Source organism: Vibrio sp. 10N.247.310.24 (assembly GCF_041467175.1).
In the GTDB taxonomy this organism is placed as follows: domain Bacteria; phylum Pseudomonadota; class Gammaproteobacteria; order Enterobacterales; family Vibrionaceae; genus Vibrio; species Vibrio tasmaniensis_A.
In genome coordinates, this window is sequence record NZ_JBFSUD010000003.1 from 44,875 (window position 1) to 62,533 (window position 17,659).

A 17,659-nucleotide genomic window follows, 5' to 3' on the forward strand; every position below is an offset into this window, starting at 1 on the left:
TACAGGAAGTACATGCCTCGTTTCAGTGTAGAACTGCAACAAAACATTTGGTAGAACTCTACCCAACTCGAAAAGAACGAGTTTGCAAACACAACATCGCAGGAGCTAAACCAATTGATTCTAGAGAGAATCAAGCCGTTCAGGCTAGCTGCTGCGGGATGAAATATAGAATTTCTCTGGCCGCTAGGCAATGGACAAATTATAATGTTTCAGATAAAAAAAACTAATGCTTATTTAGAGAGTAACTATGTCTCGTCGATTACCCCCATTAAACTCGCTAAGAGTGTTTGAAGCTGCTGCTCGACACTTGAGTTTTACGCGTGCCGCAGAAGAGTTGTTTGTTACTCAAGCCGCGGTCAGTCATCAGATTAAAGCGCTTGAAGAATTCTTATCTTTGAAGCTGTTTCGTCGAAGAAACCGCTCTTTGTTGCTGACGGAAGAAGGCCAAAGCTACTTCTTGGATATCAAAGATATTTTTACATCACTGGCAGAAGCGACAGACAAAGTTCTTGAGCGAAGTGAGAAGGGCGCATTGACCATCAGTTTGCCGCCGAGTTTTGCTATTCAATGGTTGGTACCAAGACTCGCTGACTTTAATCAGCAAGAACCTGATATTGATGTAAGAATCAAAGCCGTTGATATGGATGAAGGCTCGCTGACCGATGATGTAGACGTGGCTATTTACTATGGCCGAGGGAACTGGTCGGGGCTCAGAGCCGATAAGCTTTACCAAGAATATTTGATCCCTCTTTGCTCACCTTCCGTGCTGCTAGGAGCTAAACCTTTAGAATCTCTCAGTGATTTGGCATGCCATACGCTATTACATGATACATCTCGAAAGGATTGGAAACAGTTTGCCAAGCAAAATGGCATCGATGGGGTTAACGTTAACCATGGTCCTATCTTCAGTCACTCAACCATGGTGTTGCAGGCGGCCGCTCACGGGCAAGGTATTGCTTTGGGTAATAATGTGTTGGCGCAACCTGAAATCGAAGCAGGTCGTTTGATTGCACCTTTTGATGAAGTGTTGGTAAGTAAGAACGCCTTCTATGTGGTGTGTCATGAGAAACAAGCTGACATGGGGCGTATTGCGACTTTCCGTGATTGGATGTTGGCGAAAGCGCAAAGTGAACAAGAGGACTTACTTGATGAATAACCTCATCATTGATGGTGAAGACAACCCAATAACTTTTATCTTTGCACATGGTGCTGGCGCAGGCATGGATCATGAATTCATGCAGTCGGTAGCAAAAGGGCTGGCGTTTAAAGGGATACGAGTGATTCGTTTTAATTTCCCTTACATGATCAAGCGTGCTGAAGATGGTAAGCGTCGTCCACCTGATCGAGCCCCTAAACTGCTCGAAGCTTACCAAGAGATTATCGGACAGGTAGATGCCGATAAGCTTGTTATTGGCGGTAAGTCGATGGGAGGACGTATGGCGAGTCATTTGTCTGAAGTGGATAAGGTGGCTGCAATGGCCTGTTTAGGCTTTCCTTTCCATCCACCAGGCAAACCAGAGAAATACAAAGGTGAGCACTTGGCTGAGTTAGCAAAGCCGTGTCTTATTCTACAAGGTGAACGTGATACCTTTGGTAAGCGAGAAGAGTTTGCTGATTTCGACCTGTCGGATTCGATTCGTGTTGAGTTTATTCCTGATGGCGATCACAGCTTTAAGCCTCGTAAGAGCTCTGGCTACACCGAACAGCAGAACATAGCGTTAACCGTTGAGAAACTATCGGCGTTTATCAAAGAGGTGCTTAATGAGAAGTAAGTATTTACTCACTTTTGCAGGTATCTCTGGCGCAATAGCCGTAATGCTAGGTGCCTTCGCCGCTCACGGGTTAAAAGCTGTCTTGCCAGAGTATCTGCTAGGCGTGTTTGAGACAGGTGTTCAGTACCAGTTTATCCATACACTAGCAATATTGGCGTGTGGTGCTCTGCTACAGATGAAACTTGGTGCTAAATCACAAAAATATTTTTTCATTGCGGCAATTTGCTTTATCATCGGCATCCTTTGTTTTAGTGGCAGCCTTTATGGCTTAGCACTGACAGGAATAAAATGGTTTGGCCCTATAACACCGTTTGGTGGTCTACTATTTATCATTGGTTGGGGAGTCTTCTCCTTCGCTGCTTTGAATATAAAAGAGGTAACTCAGTGAAACACGTACTACTTTATTGTCGCTCTGGTTTTGAAAAAGAATGTGCTGGCGAAATTCAAGACAAGGCAACACAACTGGAAGTGTTTGGTTTTCCTCGCTTAAAGAACAATACAGGCTTTGTATTGTTTGAATGTTATCAAGCAGGCGAAGCCGATAAACTGGTAAAAGAGATCGACTTCCAATCGTTGATCTTTGCTCGTCAAATGATCGCGGTAGCGGTTGAAATCAAAGATCTGCCGACTGATGATCGTATTTCTCCAATTCTTGAGGCGCTTTCTGAGAAAGAAGGTTTCCCACGTTGTGGCGATATCCGTATTGAAACACCAGACACTAATGAAGCGAAAGAGCTTTTGAAGTTCTGCCGTAAGTTTACTGTGCCAATGCGTCAGGCAATGCGCGGTAAAGGGCTGATGACAGCGAAAGACAACGCTAAGAAGCCAGTGCTTCATTTATGCTTTATCGCGCCGGGTCACTGTTTTGTTGGTTACTCTTACCCAACTAACAACTCACAGTTCTTCATGGGTATTCCTCGTTTGAAATTCCCATCAGATGCGCCAAGCCGTTCTACATTGAAGCTAGAAGAAGCATTCCACGTATTCATCCCTCGTGATGAGTGGGACGAACGTCTGGCTCCGGGTATGTGGGGCGTAGATTTAGGCGCGTGTCCAGGTGGTTGGACTTACCAATTGGTTAAGCGCTCTATGTTTGTTCACTGTGTTGATAACGGCATGATGGCAGACAGCCTAATGGAAACGGGTCAAATTAAGCACCACATGGTGGATGGTTTTAAATTCGAACCTGACCGTAAGAACGTCACTTGGATTATCTGTGACATGGTTGAGAAGCCGGCTCGTGTTGCTCATTTAATGGGGGAGTGGATCATCAAAGGCTGGGCGAAAGAAGCACTGTTCAACCTTAAACTGCCAATGAAAGGCCGTTACGATGAAGTTCTGCAGGATATCGAAAACCTAAAACAGTTCCTGATTGATAACAAAGTGAAGTTCAAGATGCAGGCGAAGCACCTTTACCACGATCGCGAAGAGATCACGGTTCATATTCAGTCGCTTTCGAATATCTCACCGTACTAATATTTACGTTAGTGTGTCAGTGATAAATAAAATGCTCCTTTAGGGGCATTTTTTATATCTTAAGTTTGTTTATGAGCTTGATTATCGCTTCGTACTGATAGTTTAGAAAGGTTGGTCTATGTGCGTTTTTTAGTCATATTTAAGTGTAAATATGACTAATTCAACTTGGTTGATAGTCGTCGAATTGTCGACTATTAGTGTCGATATGAGACAAAAAAGCCGTAAGCTATCGATACTTACGGCTACCTAGTTCAGCGATGAAACGAAGAAGGGTTTATTTAAAATTCAGCAGTAAATTACAGCAAGAACATCCTAATCAAATTGTATTTTATTATAAGTAAGTAAATGTAAGTAAAGAATGTAAATGATAACTATTACAATTAACATTGTAATTAGTGTCGTGTACCATTCGTGCACTTTCACTTAAATCTATAAAATATAAGTCGCATTATGAAACTTAAAGCACTATCAGTAGCCGTTACGGTTGCCTTAACCTCATTTACAGCATTTGCTGCCGACGAACCAGAAACCGTAGTCGTTATCGGTTCTGCCCTTGACCAATTGATTCAGACTGAAATCAACTCTGACACACTGGAAAAGAAGCAAGCATCAGACATCAAAGATGTTTTGAATACTATGCCTAGCGTTACGGTTGACGGGAACGCACGTTACTCTCGCAAAGTATTTGTACGTGGTATGGAAGACAAATTTGCCGTAGTGACTATTGATGGTGCGCGACAAGAAGGTCAGCTTTTCCACCACTCTGGTGACCAAGCGATTGATCCTGCAATGCTAAAAAGAGCTGAAATTGAATTAGGTGGTAACTCTGCACTGTCAGGTTCTGGTGCTATCAATGGTTCATTTAGCTACGAAACGAAAGACCCAAGCGATCTTCTTAAGCCGGGTGAAAGCGTTGGTGCTCGAGTAAAAACAAGCTATCAAACAGCTTATGAGCGTTTTGCAACCAACGTTGCTGTGTATGCAAAAGTGAACGACAAGCTAGAGTTCATGGGTATTGCGAACTATTCAGAAGATGGCGATCTGCACATTCCTGATCAAGAAGCGGTAACCTCTAAGCAGGGTGAGCTTAAGTCGGGTTTGGCTAAAGTTGTTTTCATTCCTAATGATGCCAATGAATTTAAACTGACTTTCAACCGATACAGTGATGGTGGTACGCGTCAGCTTTCTGGCGAAAAGGCGGGTGCTCTGTATGCTGACGATAAACACGACTATCATTCGCTTAATCGCGATACAGTGACGCTACAGCACGAATACGATGCAGGTAGTGATCTAGTTCATCTGAAAAGTAATGTTTACTACAACCGTCAATACATGGATCGTGATGCTCTTGAAGGTACCGCTTGGGGCAAAACACCGGCAGGTAAATGGTTCAAAGATGGCAAAATGTCTTACCCTAAGCGTGAATACAATGTAACAACCATTGGTGGTGACATTCGTAACGTTTCTTGGGTTGGTGAGCATGAGCTTACTTATGGTCTTGAGGGCTACAAAGCCAAGCAATGGATTGATGCTGGTCAAGGCGTATATCTAAGCGGTACTAAGCAAGGTCAAACCGAGAACTACAGCATGGATGGTGGTACGGTGACGGCTTACGGTCTGTATCTACAAGATATGTACGAATTCAGCGATTTCCGTCTGACAACAGGTCTTCGTTACGACGTTCATAAACTGGGTGGCGTGTATAAGGGTGAGTTTGATCAGCTATCTCCAAAGTTCAAAGGTGAATACCAAACAACGGAAAACCTAAAACTTCGTGTAGGTTACGGTCGTCTGTTTAAAGGCGCGTCACTACCAGAAACGCTAACGATGAAAGCACCAAGCAAAGTTAAGCAGTCTGATACTAAGGCGATGACGGGTAATAACTACGAAGCTGGCTTTGATTACGAGCTAACACGTTTGCTTGCGGCTGATTACGCGATTCTAGGTTTCACGGCTTATACCTATGACCTTGATAACCAAATGCACCCAACTAAGAACAACGCAACATTATCTAATAAGTATGATGTTGAAGTTTGGGGTGTAGAGACAGTATTGAGCTATCAGTTAGATGCATTAAGTGTTTACGCTAACCACTCTTACTCTGATGGTGAGCAAAAGAGCCTGAAAAACGGCAAGACAAGTCACATGAATAAAACCGGTATTCATAACTTTAAGGCCGGTTTTAACTACAGCCTAAACAATGAATTTGTGTTTGGTTGGGATTCACGCTTTGTTCCGGGGAACGATTACGAGAACGAAAAAGGCAAAGAGATCAAACGCTCAGGCTTCGCAACGCACAACATTTGGGCGGCTTACACACCTACGTTTGCTAAAGACCTAGAGATGAACCTTGGTATCGATAACCTGCTTGATAAGAAGTACGCTGAGCATACTGGTTTTGGTATCTCTTGGGGTTCAGAAAAGTACACCAGCTATGAAGCGGGTCGTAACTTTAAAGCTTCTATCGCTTATAGCTTCTAATCTGCTCTTAGCTGAAAGTTATTCTAGAAATAGAGAGTTATCAGTATAAGTGCAATGTTTCGTCTTAAAATGAAACAACAAAAAAGCCTTAGTTCAGACTAAGGCTTTCTGCTTTCTAATGATTTATTTTCTATTTGTTGATTTATAAGCGGATTTATTTCTAACGGTTAGCTTTAATGACTGAATTTGTGACGTCAGATTAAGACACAGCTTCGTAGCGAATATCTTGCAGATTAAAACCCAAATCGATGTCTGTTTTGAGTGCAGAAACGAGCTTACATACGCGAGCCGACTCGATATGCTCATCGAATTTCTTACGATACTTTTTCGGTAAGTCTTCAGCTAGGAATGCTGTTTCGATATCAGGGTATGTCGTTAATATCTCTTTGGCTGCTTTTGGCCCTATACCTGGAATTCCGGGGACTTGGCTTGAGCTGACGCCCGTTAATCCCCAGTAATCTGCCAGTTGCTTTGGCTTTACGCCAAATTCCGCTTCGATAAAGGGCTTATCTAACCAACGGTGTTGGAAATAATCACGGATTTGTAGCGTTGGAGACAACAGTTGGCAGTAGCCCTTATCTGTCGAAATGATAGTGACAGTTTCTCCGTGGTCAGCAACTTTCTTTGCCAATGTTGCAACTAGATCATCCGCTTCATCGCCGTCAGAGAGCAGTGAATCAATCCCTAATTCCCACCAAGCTTGTTGAATCGCATCGAGACCTTTCATCAATGGTTCTGGCATCGGCTTACGGTTTTGCTTATAAGCGGGAAGGACTTCCGCGCGCCAACCTCGATCTTGTAAATGATGATCAAATACCGCAATGATATGAGTGGGCTTTGATTCGTTTAGGATGCGATTAAGAGTGCGAGCTGTCGTGGTGATGGTTCTTGCAATATCGGTTGGGTCCGGCTGAACAGAGTGCACGCGTCGGATGAGGTTCAAGGCATCGATAATAACAAGATGGATAGACATAAGTTTCCACTAAATAGGCAATAAATAAGGGGCTGCTAGCCCCTTATAGTAACGTATCACTTGGTGAGTTGAAACTTTGGTGACGTAAACGTCATGACTTGTTTAATTTTATGCTTGTGGCTTGTTATCAGTTACTTGCCGTTATTCGCTGCTAGGCATAATTTTATAGCAAGGAACATAGTCAGTGCCGCCCGGCAGTTTCATTCGATGCTGTTCAACAAAGTCATTCAGCAGCTGGTCCATTTTTGTCATCAGCTCTTTGTCGCCATCAATGAGGAAGGGGCCATGTTTCTCTATCTCCAAAATACCTTCAGCTTTGACGTTACCTGCCACAATTCCTGAGAAGGCTTTACGCAGATTAGCTGCAAGGCTTTCTGTTTTCTGATTCATATGCAGATCAAGCGCCGCCATAGATTCATGCGTAGGGTCGAATGGCAGTTGGAACTCAGGTTCAATATGCAGTGACCAGTTGTAGCTGTAAGCATCGCCAGTCTCTTTACGGTGAGAGCGTACATCTGGCATTGCCTGCTTCATGATTTTCGCAGCGCGTGCTGGGTCATCAATTACGATCTCATAGTGTTTTTGCGCATCAGGCCCTAAGGTTTCGCCGATGAATTTATCGATTGAGCGGAAGTAAGCTTCACTCTCTTTTGAGCCCGTTAAAACAATTGGCATTGGTTGGTCGACGTTATTTGGGTGCATCATGATCCCTAAGATATACAGCAGCTCTTCAGCCGTACCTGGGCCACCGGGGAAAATAATGATGCCATGCGCCATACGAACGAATGCCTCAAGACGCTTCTCGATATCTGGCATGATCACCAGTTCGTTCACTATCGGGTTTGGTGGCTCAGCCGCAATGATTGATGGTTCAGTTAGCCCTAAGTAACGGTGGTCTGTATAGCGCTGTTTAGCGTGACCAATGGCAGCCCCTTTCATTGGCCCTTCCATTGCCCCCGGTCCACAACCGGTACAGATATTCAGCTCACGCAGGCCAAGTTCATTGCCCACTTCGCGAGTGTACTGGTATTCAGTGGCATTAATTGAATGACCACCCCAACACACGATCAGGTTAGGTTCGATACCTGGCGTAAGTGCGCCTGCATTTCTCAAAATGCCAAATACAAGGTTGGTAATATGAGTGGCATTGGTTAGGTTGAGTCTTTGGTTATCTGCAAGGTGCATGTTGACATAGACAATGTCGCGCAACACTGAGAATAAGTGTTCTTGGATACCCTTGATGATTTCACCATCGACAAAGGCATGTTCTGGAGGGTTGCTCAGTTCGAGTTTGATCCCGCGCTCACGACGGACGACCTCAACATCAAACGATTGATATTTATCGAGCAGCTCTTTGGAGTTGTCGGTGTGGCTACCCGAGTTGAGTACCGCTAACGTACAGTTACGATAAAGCTGGTACAGATCACTAGATGCGGTTTTTTTAAGACGCTCAACTTCAAGTTGAGAGAGTAAATCCATGCTACCGGCAGGGCTGATATGAGTGATCATAGTGCCTCCTTGTTGAAAGGAACTAGGGGACGTTGGAAGTAGCCCTTTAGTTCGAGATGAGAAGCTAACGTTGAAAGTGTTTGGTTAAAGGCGAGAGAATTAACCAGACGAAACGATTACGACAGCGTTGCTCTTTTAAATACAGCATTGCTTGCCAAGAATGCTTGTTAAGCGAATGTTAATCATTAGCTTAGCAAACATTGAGGGATATGGTATGTGATAAGTATTTGAAAAAATGAAATAAATTAAATCTAGGGCTGTCTTAGTCCCAAACAAGTTGGTTGTTACCGCGCTGTTTGGCTTTGTTTAGTGTTTTATTGAGTCGCTCTAATACTTCTTCAGGTGTGTCTGACTCTTTAAACGGAGTACTTGCCGCGCACAAGGTAATTGTGATTTGTTGGTCACGGAATTTGAAAGGTAAGCGGCTGACTTGATTCTGGATGCTTTGAGTCACTTGATGGCAATATTCATCGCTTTGCTCGGGAAGTAGCAAGATGAACTCTTCACCAGAAAAGCGAGCGACAGTATCGGTAGTACCAATTTCTTTGGTGATCGCTCTTGCGATGATCTTGAGTGCTTTGTCACCAGCGGTATAGCCAAAGCTATCGTTAATTGCTTTGAAGTTATCGATATCTAGCAGCACGACTCTTAGTGAGTGTTGTGCGCGAATCCAGCGACGATATTCTAACTCTAAACGATCGGTGAAGGCGGTACGGTTGTAGATCTTAGTCAGAGGGTCAAGCAGCATACGCTGAGCCTGATCTTCTAGACGCTTGCGGTAATCTTGGGTGACTTCATAGAGCGAATCTAATTGGTTTTTTCCGTAGCTCATTCTTTCTATTAGAGCTTGTTCTTTCTGTTCTGCGTGATTCAGTCTTTCTGAAAGAGAGGCAATTTCACTGAGTAGCGGGTTTATCGAAAGTTTTAAGTTATCAATATCCGTTGCTTTATCAACAGAGCTTTGGCTCTTAGTAACAAGTTCATTCAACTCAGAATTAAGACCTTGGCGATGTTCAAAATAGCTTTGGCTCTGGTCGGAGTTTTGATCTGCTGTTTTGATACTAGAAGCGAGCGAGGAATTGAGTTGTTCTATAAATTGTTCAGACTGCTTACGCTCTAGGCTCGTGCCATCAATCACCAGTTTGAGGATCTGAAGTGCTAGCTCAAGTAGGTTTTGTGTTGAAACACCAAGTAGTAGCTTCGCTCGAATATCGGTCAGTAGATCCCCCGATTCACCCTCGAAGTCGAGTTCAGTGATCAGGTGTTGTAATTCGTTTGATAGTTCGGAAAGGAGTTCTTGTTCAGTTGATTGATCTACGTCGGCAAAATGAGTGCGTGAGTTGTTTGCCATAATCTTAATGGCACGCTCATAAATACTGAGAAGCTTCATCGCATGGTCGACTTTTTGACTGCCATGACACTCGGAGAAGCTAAGTAAGTTTCTTAGATCGCGCTTTAGCTGTGCCGGAAGGCCAGTTATACGCTGCAGCGTTTCCCCACTGTGCTTAATACTATCATCCAGATATCCGTTCTGTTTATCCATAGCCAACGTTTTTTGCTTGAGCATCCTTTCTAATACTGCCAACTTGGGGATCATTGAGCTAATGTCTTTTTGCTTTTCGAGCTCTTCCCTAAGGGCAATGAGATTTTCATCTAAATGAGTGTTGCTGCCAACACATGCATCACTTAAAGACGTAACGATACGCTTGAGAACTTTTTGTTCTCGAATAAATTTGAACGAGGTATCTCTTTGCGTCAAGCGGACTTGATCCAACTGATATTTCAGCTGGTGGAGTTGCGCCTGAATGTCTTTTTCAAGAATGCCCATAGATGTATTAATTAGCGCCGCGTAGATCGTACTCGATCGTATAGATGAAATTCCGTGACCTTGATAATAACAAAACTAAAAATAAGGTCACGACCTACGACGTTTAACCGCTCGCAAATCAGTCATCTTTTAGCATTTTTTTGATATTGTCCTCATTCTGGTGTGAGGATTGTATCTTTATTAACCCTTGATTAATCGCATGTTTACAAGCCTCTCTTATGTTACTCGTTGCAAGGCTCGCTGCGGGGGCATTGTCGATGGCTTTAAGGTAAACCCATTGGCTACTGCGTTCTTTGAGGCTGATTTCACGTGCCAGGTTGGTCGACATTAATAGTACATCGAGGAGTTCTTGGTCGTTAATCGCGGTATAAGCGCGTGGCAAGAACGGGTAGTCAGCGATGCCCATGCGGACGGTTCGATTAATGTTTCGCTCTGGTTCGAAGTGATTAATCCAAGATTGAATCTTTCTGAACATAGCCTCAGGCGATGTATCACGGTCAGCATTTGGTTCGATGTAAAGCAAGTTCGCATCCGAGAAGTGGTAGACGCGCGCAGGACCTTCAAGCTTAGATTTAAGGAACTCGCCGAAAGCATCTTCGAGCTCTAAACCTGCTTTATAACCGTTCTGAGTGTACATATTGCGTAGGAACGGTAAATCTATCATCACAAAGCGTAAACGGTCGTTGAGTGGTTCATGAATCAACTCACCAAGTTGCCATTGTTCGAAGTTTTGGCTGGTTTGTTCTAGAGAATTTGATAGCTTCGCGTTCAGCATTCTTAGATTTGGAAGCTTTGAGCGTGAGTGTGTAAATAGGTCGGTACGCAGTGAATCCATTTCCGTGACTAAGGTTTGAATGATGTAGCCTCGGCGTAGCACAAAGAAGAACAAGACAATGCTGAACAAAAATAAGGCGAACGATATTTTCTGGAACTTATGGTGCTCAAGTTTGTATTTCTCTAATTCTTGTTCTTGACCTGCATAGTGGAGCGTTTGCTCGGCAAACTCTTTTTGTTGGCGGAATGCGTCTTCACCAACACGGTTGAGTTTTTGTTGTTCCAAAGAGACAAGGATATTGTATTGTTTGAGATTTGCTAGCGCTTGTTGTGGACGCCCTGCTTGCTCATAACCTAAAGAGAGCAAGTGGTAGGAGTGTTGCGACAGGCGCATGTTTTCTACCTGACGCGAAATCTTGAGCGCACGTGTCGCATGCTTAATTACATCTTCGCTTTCTTGTAGGTGGTATGCCAAACCTGCGGATAAGAGTGCAGCGCGGCCTTCCAATTTAGGAATGTCGGAATACTCCAGCAGTTCAAGAGCTCGTGCTAGGTATTGCTCGGCTAGAGGGTAGTTATAAAGTCGTAAGTAAGTCGCAGATAAACTTAGACGAATGTCAATGACTTGGTAGATGTCTCGGTCTGTACTCTCATGATCAAGGACATTGAAAAAGTGCACGAGGGCAAGGTTATATTTGCCTTGATTGAAGTACACATCACCCATCTTTTTTAGTACTTGCGCTAATATGGGAGAGCTTTCAAAATTATCATAAAAGTCAGCAGCTTGAGACAGGTGCTCTAGAGCTTTATCTAATACTTGACGTTCAAAGAAAAGCTGTGCAAGTAGGCGGTTTACTTTAGCCAAGCGCGAACTCAGGTTACCTTCTACTGATTTCCAGTAGCCGTACAATAACTCAGATAGTGCATGGTTGTACTCTTTATGGGTAAGATAAAACTCGCCGACGGTGATGTGGTAATCAATGACGACTTTTTCCGAGTGACGCTGTTCTAGGTAAGTTTTTGCTTCTTGATAGAGTTTTTCTGCTTCCCCTACGTTGTTGTTATAAGAGGAAATGTCGGCTTTCAACATGATTAAGCGATAGGTAATCCCTTCCGTCAGGCGTAAGGTCTTATTAACCGACTCTAAGCTTGTTTCTATTTTTTTTAGCTCTGATTCTGCTTGGGCAGATTTTCTGCCCGTAAGCCAAAGTAACCTAACTTTAAGTATTTCCAAATCTAACTTTAGATACTCAAGCTTATAGGTTTTTGCTAGCTCATAGGCTTTGTCGATGTGCTGAATCGCAATACGAATGTTGCCTAGATTAAACTCTGCTTTCGCTAAGATCTTATACGCATCGATACTGCTGTTTGGGGTTCTAATCGAAGAGTCGGCCTCTTCACGAGAAATAGCTGACGGGCTCTTCTCGCGTTGATCTGAAAGGATACGTAGCGTTAGGTAGCTGTTGGCCATTCGTTTTGCTTGACTCGGTTCTATCTCAACCAAGTTATTGGCTTCATTGAGGAGCGCCGACGAATAGACAGACGCATTAACCGATGTGCTTAAGCTTAAAATGAATAGACTAACAACGTATAACCAACGCATTTCAATGTCCCTTTAAAGATTTTGTAGGTTCAAATAAGTGTGGGCGGTTCACGCCGATTATTGGCGAGCCATACGCTTATTGTGGCTTGGTCTATCTTGCTCAGTTGAACGGTATGGATTGATATCCAGACCGCCACGACGCGTGTAACGTGCAAATACGGTTAGCTTCGATGGTGCACAGTATTTCATGATGTCAGTGAAGATACGCTCAACACATTGTTCGTGGAATTCGTTATGCTCGCGGAAAGAAACTAAATAGCGTAGCAGAGCTTCACGGTCAATTTGCTTACCGGAATATGCGATCTCTACGCTGCCCCAATCCGGTTGATTGGTGATTAAGCAGTTTGACTTCAATAAGTGGCTATGTAGAGTTTCTTCGACTTCTTGCTCGCCAGCAGCCCCTTCAAGCAGTGACGCTTCAAAATCATAGCTGGTGATTTGGATGTCTTGATTGTCGATACAGTCACCTCCCATCGTCACGATAGGTTGGTTGGTGTAATCGGTTACTGAATTTACATTCACAATCACAGATTCGCCTGCACATGCTGACAAATCTTGAGTTAGACGCTCAGTGACTTGAGCCCAGTTTTCAAACTGAGTTTGGTTGTAGCTGTTTAGGTACAGCTTGAAAGATTTTGACTCAATCAAATTTTGGCTAGTTGCCGGAATGAACACTTCACCAACAGCCACTTGTGGTAAGCCATTGGTGTTTAGCCACGAAAGCTCGTACATCGTCCAAATATCATGACCAACAAAAGGCAGCTCGCCGTTTAACGCAAGATCATTACGATTGAGGCTACGAGGTACTGGTTGCAATAAACTTGCATCGTATTGGTTAGAGTACTCAGTTTTTTGGCCTAGGGTTAAACCCGCTAGCTCTTTTGCGTCAGAATATTTGCTCATACTTTCGTTTCAAATTCGATTAGAATGGGGTCGATTTTACTGAATCCCCATTACCCTGTCATTAAGTCATCGCTTAATCGGCACGGAAAGGGCTCGGATTCTATTTATTATTTTGTGTTTAGGAGATTTTCATGACTCAACGCGCTCAAGACGCACTACTTTCTTTCAGTCAGCGATACGTTGACGCGTGGCAGCAGCAACACCAAAGCTTACCTCGTAATGAGGAGTTGGTGGACATCGTATCGCCATGCGTAGAAGAAAAGAGTGGTGATGCCGTGTTGTGGAAACACTATCCACGTGAGCAATTCGCAGATTTCACCAATGTTGAAACGGGTATTGAGCTGACTCTGCATGAAGATGTTAAGACTTTCTACGGCGCACAATTTAGTGCGGATATGAACGCGACTTTTGATGGTAACGAACTGACTCTGTTACAGATTTGGAGTGATGAAGATTTCGAATGCCTACAAGAAAACATCTTAGGTCACCTAGTGACTCAGCGTCGTTTGAAGCTAAAACCAACGGTTTTCATTGCCGCGACTGATGCTGAACTGGATGTTATCTCTATCTGTAACCTAACGGGGAACGTGATCCTAGAGCGCTTAGGCACCAAAAATCGTGATGTACTAGCCGAGACATTGGCAGAATTTTTAGAAAAGCTACAACCAGCGGTATAAATAGATGTACGTACTAGAACTTCAATTTGAGTGTTTTGATAACACAACGGTAAGCGCTGTCGATAAGGCGGTTAATGGCTTAATGGATGCACTTCGTTATAACGGACAAGTGTTAGGTCGTGAGTTTCCAATCGTGATGGGCGACGGTGAATTCTATGTTCGCGTTGTGTGTCCGGAGCAAGATAGCTTACACCCACGTAATCATTCAGACTTCGTCAAAGTCTGTTTCGAGCGCTTATCTGCTGCGAGTTTATTAGCGCCTAAGATGCGTCTGCTTGGCCGAGATCTTAACTCCGAAGAAGTAGCCGAAGATGAAACACCAAGTTGGCAGGTGTTATACACGACATTCGTACATACCTGTTCGCCGCTGCGCAGTGGCGATAGCTTGTTGCCGATCCCACTATATCGTAACCCGCCGACATTTAATGGCGATCATAAAGCCGTACTGAAATGGCAGACCGAATGGCAAGCCTGTGATGAAGTGCAAATGGGTGGTGGTTGCCGTGCTGAACATGCAACGCTAACCGAGATCAGTGATACTAAGAGTGTGTTGTTTAAACGCGGTTGGGGTCTAAGAGGGCGCATTGAATTTCTGACTAAGATTCCAACTTACTACTACTTATATCGTGTCGGTGGGATCAGCCTGAAAGATGAAAAAGAGCGCAAATGCCCACAATGTGGTGGTGAATGGCTGTTAGATGCGCCAATCCACGATATTTTCTATTTCAAGTGTGATGATTGCCGTCTGGTATCCAACATTTCTTGGGATCAGCTCAAGTAATCGACTTCGTTTGATTCACCCTGAGAAGCTTTACTTTCTAGCAAACTTTCATCATTAAAAAAGGGGCTGACATTGAGTCAGCCCCTTTCGGTATCTATAAGTGTCTATTTAAGCTGATTACCAACCTTTAACTACGCCACCTTGGAAGATGTCAGAAGCTGCGTTGTACACTTCTTCAGTTTGATATGCTTTAACGAAGTTTTGTACGTTTTCTGCATTTAGGTTGTCTTCACGAGAAACGATTAGGTTCACGTATGGAGAATCTTTGTCTTCAACGAATACGCCGTCTTTTTGTGGAGTCAGGTTGATAGAGCTCGCGTAAGTAGTGTTGATGATAGATAACGTCACATCATCAAGAGAACGTGGCAGTTGAGCTGCGTCTAGTTCAAGAATCGTTAGGTTCTTAGGGTTACCAACGATGTCACGAACGGTAGCTAGAAGACCTGCACCTTCACGAAGTTCAAGTAAACCTTGCTGCTCAAGAAGCAGTAGAGAACGACCTAGGTTTGTTGGATCGTTTGGTACAGCGATACGAGCACCATCTTGGATTTCGTCTACCGATTTAACTTCTTTAGAGTAACCTGCAATAGGGTAAACAAAAGTGTTACCTGCAACCGTTAGCTTGTAACCACGGTCAGCAACTTGCTGATCTAGGTACGGCGTGTGTTGGAATGCATTGATGTCGATAGAACCATCATCTAGCGCTGCGTTAGGTGTTACATAATCCGTAAAAGTGACCAGTTCAACATCCAGGCCGTATTGCTCTTTCGCGACTTTAGCTGCTACTTCAGCAACTTGTGCTTCTGCACCTGCCATTACGCCAACTTTGATCTTAGAAGTATCGACTTCTTTATCACCACAACCTGCTAGTACTAGCGCTGAAGCTACTGCTGCAATAGTAAGTAAACCTTTAAGGTTAAATTTCATAATAATCTCCTTTTAATAAATCTATTTAATTTGGTTCAGACGACTTTGATTTTGGTCTGTAAGTCGTTATCTGTGGTCAACGCGGCGAACTAATGAATCACCGATTGATTGAATAATTTGTACTAGCACAATCAACATGACGACTGTTACTGCCATAATGGTCACATCGTAGCGGTGAAATCCGTAACGAATCGCGACATCACCTAGGCCACCACCACCCACAGTTCCAGCCATTGCCGAGTAACTCACAAGAGTCACTAGCGTAATCGTCACTGAGTTGATGATAGTCGGCAGTGCTTCAGGAAGCAGAACCTTATTGATGATTTGTGTGGGTGTTGCGCCCATTGACTGAGCTGCTTCCACTAGACCTGTTGGTACTTCAAGTAGTGCACTCTCGATAAGTCGAGCTACGAATGGGATAGCACCAATCGTCAGCGGAACAATCGCTGCGGTTGTACCGATGAAGGTACCAATCAGCATCTTAGTGAGAGGGATGATCGCTACCATCAGTACTAAGAAAGGCACAGAACGGCCCACGTTCACAACCGCACCAAGAATTTTGTTTAGCTTGGTGTTCTCTAACAGGCCACCTTTTTTAGTCGTGTGTAGAATAACGCCTAATGGAATACCGACAGCGAAACCAACGATGCCAGCAACAGCAACCATGTAAAGTGTCTCGCCTGTTGCTTCCAATAGAAGGTTGCCGTTAAGGCTGATCCAGTCAGCAATCTCGTTGAAACTAAAGGACATAACCAAGCACCTCTACTTTTACATTGTTGTCGCGTAGGAATTGGATAGCAGCATTATCATCGGCTTCGTTACCGAACAGCTCAGCGACCATCATGCCGAACTTCACGCCGCCGGCGTAATCGAGGTCAGAGCTTAAGATGCTGACATCGATATTGAATTTACGAGCAATTTGCGTCATCAGCGGAGCATCAACCGTTGCACCAGTAAACTCAAGACGTACTAATGGGTAGCTACTGTTAACACGAGTTTCTTGCAAACGCGCTTGATAATCTTCAGGGATAGATAGGTCTAGCGTTGAGCGAATAAACTGATGTGCTAGCTCTGTCTTAGGGTGTGCGAATATGTCGCCAACTGTACCTTTCTCTACTAGCTCGCCACCGCCAATGATCGCGACTTCGTGACAAATGCTCTTAACTACGTCCATCTCGTGCGTAATAAGTAGGATCGTGATGTGTAGCTTGCGGTTGATTTCACGTAGCAGCTCAAGAATAGATTGAGTCGTTGCTGGATCCAGAGCACTGGTCGCTTCATCACACAGTAGTACTTTCGGGTCTGAAGCTAGCGCACGAGCAATCGCGACACGCTGCTTTTGACCACCACTTAAGTTCGCAGGGTAGGTATCACGCTTATCCGATAGGCCGACAAGCTCAAGTAGTTCACTCACTTTCGCTTCAATCGCAGCTTTATCTTTACCAGCAAGCTCTAAAGGCAGTGCTACATTGTTAAATACAGTACGAGAAGACAGCAGATTGAAGTGTTGGAATATCATGCCGATGTTACGGCGTGCTTCGCTAAGTTCTGATTTGCTGAGTTTTGTCAGGTCGATACCGTCAACAATCACTTCACCTGATGTTGGAGCTTCCAACATGTTTACACAACGGATAAGGGTACTTTTGCCTGCACCTGAAGAGCCGATGACTCCAAAGATTTGACCTTGAGGAATGTGGAGGTTGATATCAATTAAGGCATTGATTTCTTTAGTGCCTTGATAAAAAACCTTATTGACTTGATTCACTTTAATCATAGAGAAACCCGTGCAGGTAGAACAGAATAATATATTGATGACTCACTCGATTTACAGATGATGCTATGGTGTTCTATGATCTAAGTCAATAGATATTTTTACGTCTAGACGGCTAAACGCGAGTTGCGAAGTTAAACTAGAAACAAATCGTTAACGAACGCAAAACTAAATAGATAGTGAT

General features: G+C 43.8%; 15 protein-coding genes. 7 read left to right on the forward strand and 8 right to left on the reverse strand.

Going from position 1 to position 17,659, the window contains the following annotated elements:
- Positions 1 to 247 precede the first annotated feature (247 nt).
- From AB6E08_RS01540 to AB6E08_RS01560, 5 genes are all read left to right on the forward strand, one after another.
- Positions 248 to 1,156: a transcriptional regulator GcvA gene (locus AB6E08_RS01540; protein ID WP_017063339.1), complete on the forward strand. Its 909-nt coding sequence runs from the start codon at positions 248 to 250 to the stop codon at positions 1,154 to 1,156.
- Positions 1,149 to 1,772, forward strand: coding sequence for an alpha/beta fold hydrolase (locus AB6E08_RS01545; protein WP_029223795.1), 624 nt, complete (start codon positions 1,149 to 1,151; stop codon positions 1,770 to 1,772). Before AB6E08_RS01540 ends, AB6E08_RS01545 begins: the two co-directional genes overlap by 8 nt.
- Positions 1,762 to 2,160, forward strand: coding sequence for a DUF423 domain-containing protein (locus AB6E08_RS01550; RefSeq protein WP_017069500.1), 399 nt, complete (start codon positions 1,762 to 1,764; stop codon positions 2,158 to 2,160). The genes AB6E08_RS01545 and AB6E08_RS01550 overlap by 11 nt, the downstream gene beginning before the upstream one ends.
- Positions 2,157 to 3,248, forward strand: coding sequence for a 23S rRNA (cytidine(2498)-2'-O)-methyltransferase RlmM (gene rlmM, locus AB6E08_RS01555; RefSeq protein WP_029223796.1), 1,092 nt, complete (start codon positions 2,157 to 2,159; stop codon positions 3,246 to 3,248). The genes AB6E08_RS01550 and rlmM overlap by 4 nt, the downstream gene beginning before the upstream one ends.
- A 450-nt stretch (positions 3,249 to 3,698) precedes the next feature.
- Entirely contained in the window at positions 3,699 to 5,729 is a 2,031-nt protein-coding gene (locus AB6E08_RS01560) for a TonB-dependent receptor (RefSeq protein WP_017096795.1), read from the forward strand.
- Positions 5,730 to 5,928: 199 nt separating this feature from the next.
- Here the strand turns inward: AB6E08_RS01560 and xni are convergent, their stop codons facing one another.
- The 5 genes from xni to queF all read right to left on the reverse strand — a co-directional run bounded on the left by xni (position 5,929) and on the right by queF (position 13,319).
- A complete protein-coding gene (gene xni, locus AB6E08_RS01565) occupies positions 5,929 to 6,702 on the reverse strand; it encodes a flap endonuclease Xni (protein ID WP_102249102.1) in 774 nt (257 codons plus the stop codon).
- 141 nt (positions 6,703 to 6,843) lie between these two features.
- The gene (gene ppnN / locus AB6E08_RS01570; RefSeq protein ID WP_102249101.1) at positions 6,844 to 8,211 is read right to left on the reverse strand and encodes a nucleotide 5'-monophosphate nucleosidase PpnN; all 1,368 of its coding nucleotides are present in this window, start codon (positions 8,209 to 8,211) and stop codon (positions 6,844 to 6,846) included.
- 262 nt (positions 8,212 to 8,473) lie between these two features.
- Positions 8,474 to 10,039 carry a GGDEF domain-containing protein gene (locus tag AB6E08_RS01575; protein WP_012604633.1) on the reverse strand — a complete coding sequence of 522 codons (1,566 nt, stop codon included), beginning with the start codon at positions 10,037 to 10,039 and terminating at the stop codon, positions 8,474 to 8,476.
- A 118-nt stretch (positions 10,040 to 10,157) separates the two neighbouring features.
- Positions 10,158 to 12,416, reverse strand: a complete 2,259-nt coding sequence (locus AB6E08_RS01580; RefSeq protein ID WP_372063907.1) for a tetratricopeptide repeat protein — start codon at positions 12,414 to 12,416, stop codon at positions 10,158 to 10,160.
- Positions 12,417 to 12,473: 57 nt separating this feature from the next.
- On the reverse strand, positions 12,474 to 13,319 hold the full coding sequence (queF, locus tag AB6E08_RS01585) for an NADPH-dependent 7-cyano-7-deazaguanine reductase QueF (protein WP_017099509.1): 846 nt from the start codon (positions 13,317 to 13,319) through the stop codon (positions 12,474 to 12,476).
- Between the two features lie 131 nt (positions 13,320 to 13,450).
- Here queF and syd point away from each other — a divergent pair, with 131 nt between their 5' ends.
- Positions 13,451 to 13,996, forward strand: coding sequence for a SecY-interacting protein (gene syd / locus AB6E08_RS01590; RefSeq protein WP_009847453.1), 546 nt, complete (start codon positions 13,451 to 13,453; stop codon positions 13,994 to 13,996).
- Positions 13,997 to 14,000: 4 nt separating this feature from the next.
- Entirely contained in the window at positions 14,001 to 14,777 is a 777-nt protein-coding gene (locus AB6E08_RS01595; RefSeq protein WP_017099508.1) for a Zn-ribbon-containing protein, read from the forward strand.
- 117 nt (positions 14,778 to 14,894) lie between these two features.
- On the opposite strand, the gene AB6E08_RS01600 is transcribed toward AB6E08_RS01595, so the two are convergent.
- The 3 genes from AB6E08_RS01600 to metN form a co-directional block, all read right to left on the reverse strand.
- Positions 14,895 to 15,704, reverse strand: coding sequence for a MetQ/NlpA family lipoprotein (locus tag AB6E08_RS01600; RefSeq protein WP_372063904.1), 810 nt, complete (start codon positions 15,702 to 15,704; stop codon positions 14,895 to 14,897).
- A gap of 66 nt (positions 15,705 to 15,770) precedes the next feature.
- Positions 15,771 to 16,454, reverse strand: coding sequence for a methionine ABC transporter permease (locus AB6E08_RS01605; RefSeq protein WP_009847449.1), 684 nt, complete (start codon positions 16,452 to 16,454; stop codon positions 15,771 to 15,773).
- A complete protein-coding gene (gene metN, locus AB6E08_RS01610; RefSeq protein WP_012604625.1) occupies positions 16,444 to 17,478 on the reverse strand; it encodes a methionine ABC transporter ATP-binding protein MetN in 1,035 nt (344 codons plus the stop codon). The genes AB6E08_RS01605 and metN overlap by 11 nt, the downstream gene beginning before the upstream one ends.
- Positions 17,479 to 17,659: the final 181 nt, after the last annotated feature.

Excerpts from the sequence above, each read along its gene's own strand:
- AB6E08_RS01540 (WP_017063339.1), top strand. The coding sequence starts at position 248 with ATGTCTCGTCGATTACCCCCATTAAACTCGCTAAGAGTGTTTGAAGCT.
- AB6E08_RS01545 (WP_029223795.1), top strand. The coding sequence starts at position 1,149 with ATGAATAACCTCATCATTGATGGTGAAGACAACCCAATAACTTTTATC.
- AB6E08_RS01550 (WP_017069500.1), top strand. The coding sequence starts at position 1,762 with ATGAGAAGTAAGTATTTACTCACTTTTGCAGGTATCTCTGGCGCAATA.
- AB6E08_RS01560 (WP_017096795.1), top strand. The coding sequence starts at position 3,699 with ATGAAACTTAAAGCACTATCAGTAGCCGTTACGGTTGCCTTAACCTCA.
- xni (WP_102249102.1), bottom strand. The coding sequence starts at position 6,702 with ATGTCTATCCATCTTGTTATTATCGATGCCTTGAACCTCATCCGACGC.
- ppnN (WP_102249101.1), bottom strand. The coding sequence starts at position 8,211 with ATGATCACTCATATCAGCCCTGCCGGTAGCATGGATTTACTCTCTCAA.
- AB6E08_RS01575 (WP_012604633.1), bottom strand. The coding sequence starts at position 10,039 with ATGGGCATTCTTGAAAAAGACATTCAGGCGCAACTCCACCAGCTGAAA.
- AB6E08_RS01580 (WP_372063907.1), bottom strand. The coding sequence starts at position 12,416 with ATGCGTTGGTTATACGTTGTTAGTCTATTCATTTTAAGCTTAAGCACA.
- queF (WP_017099509.1), bottom strand. The coding sequence starts at position 13,319 with ATGAGCAAATATTCTGACGCAAAAGAGCTAGCGGGTTTAACCCTAGGC.
- syd (WP_009847453.1), top strand. The coding sequence starts at position 13,451 with ATGACTCAACGCGCTCAAGACGCACTACTTTCTTTCAGTCAGCGATAC.
- AB6E08_RS01595 (WP_017099508.1), top strand. The coding sequence starts at position 14,001 with ATGTACGTACTAGAACTTCAATTTGAGTGTTTTGATAACACAACGGTA.
- AB6E08_RS01600 (WP_372063904.1), bottom strand. The coding sequence starts at position 15,704 with ATGAAATTTAACCTTAAAGGTTTACTTACTATTGCAGCAGTAGCTTCA.
- AB6E08_RS01605 (WP_009847449.1), bottom strand. The coding sequence starts at position 16,454 with ATGTCCTTTAGTTTCAACGAGATTGCTGACTGGATCAGCCTTAACGGC.
- metN (WP_012604625.1), bottom strand. The coding sequence starts at position 17,478 with ATGATTAAAGTGAATCAAGTCAATAAGGTTTTTTATCAAGGCACTAAA.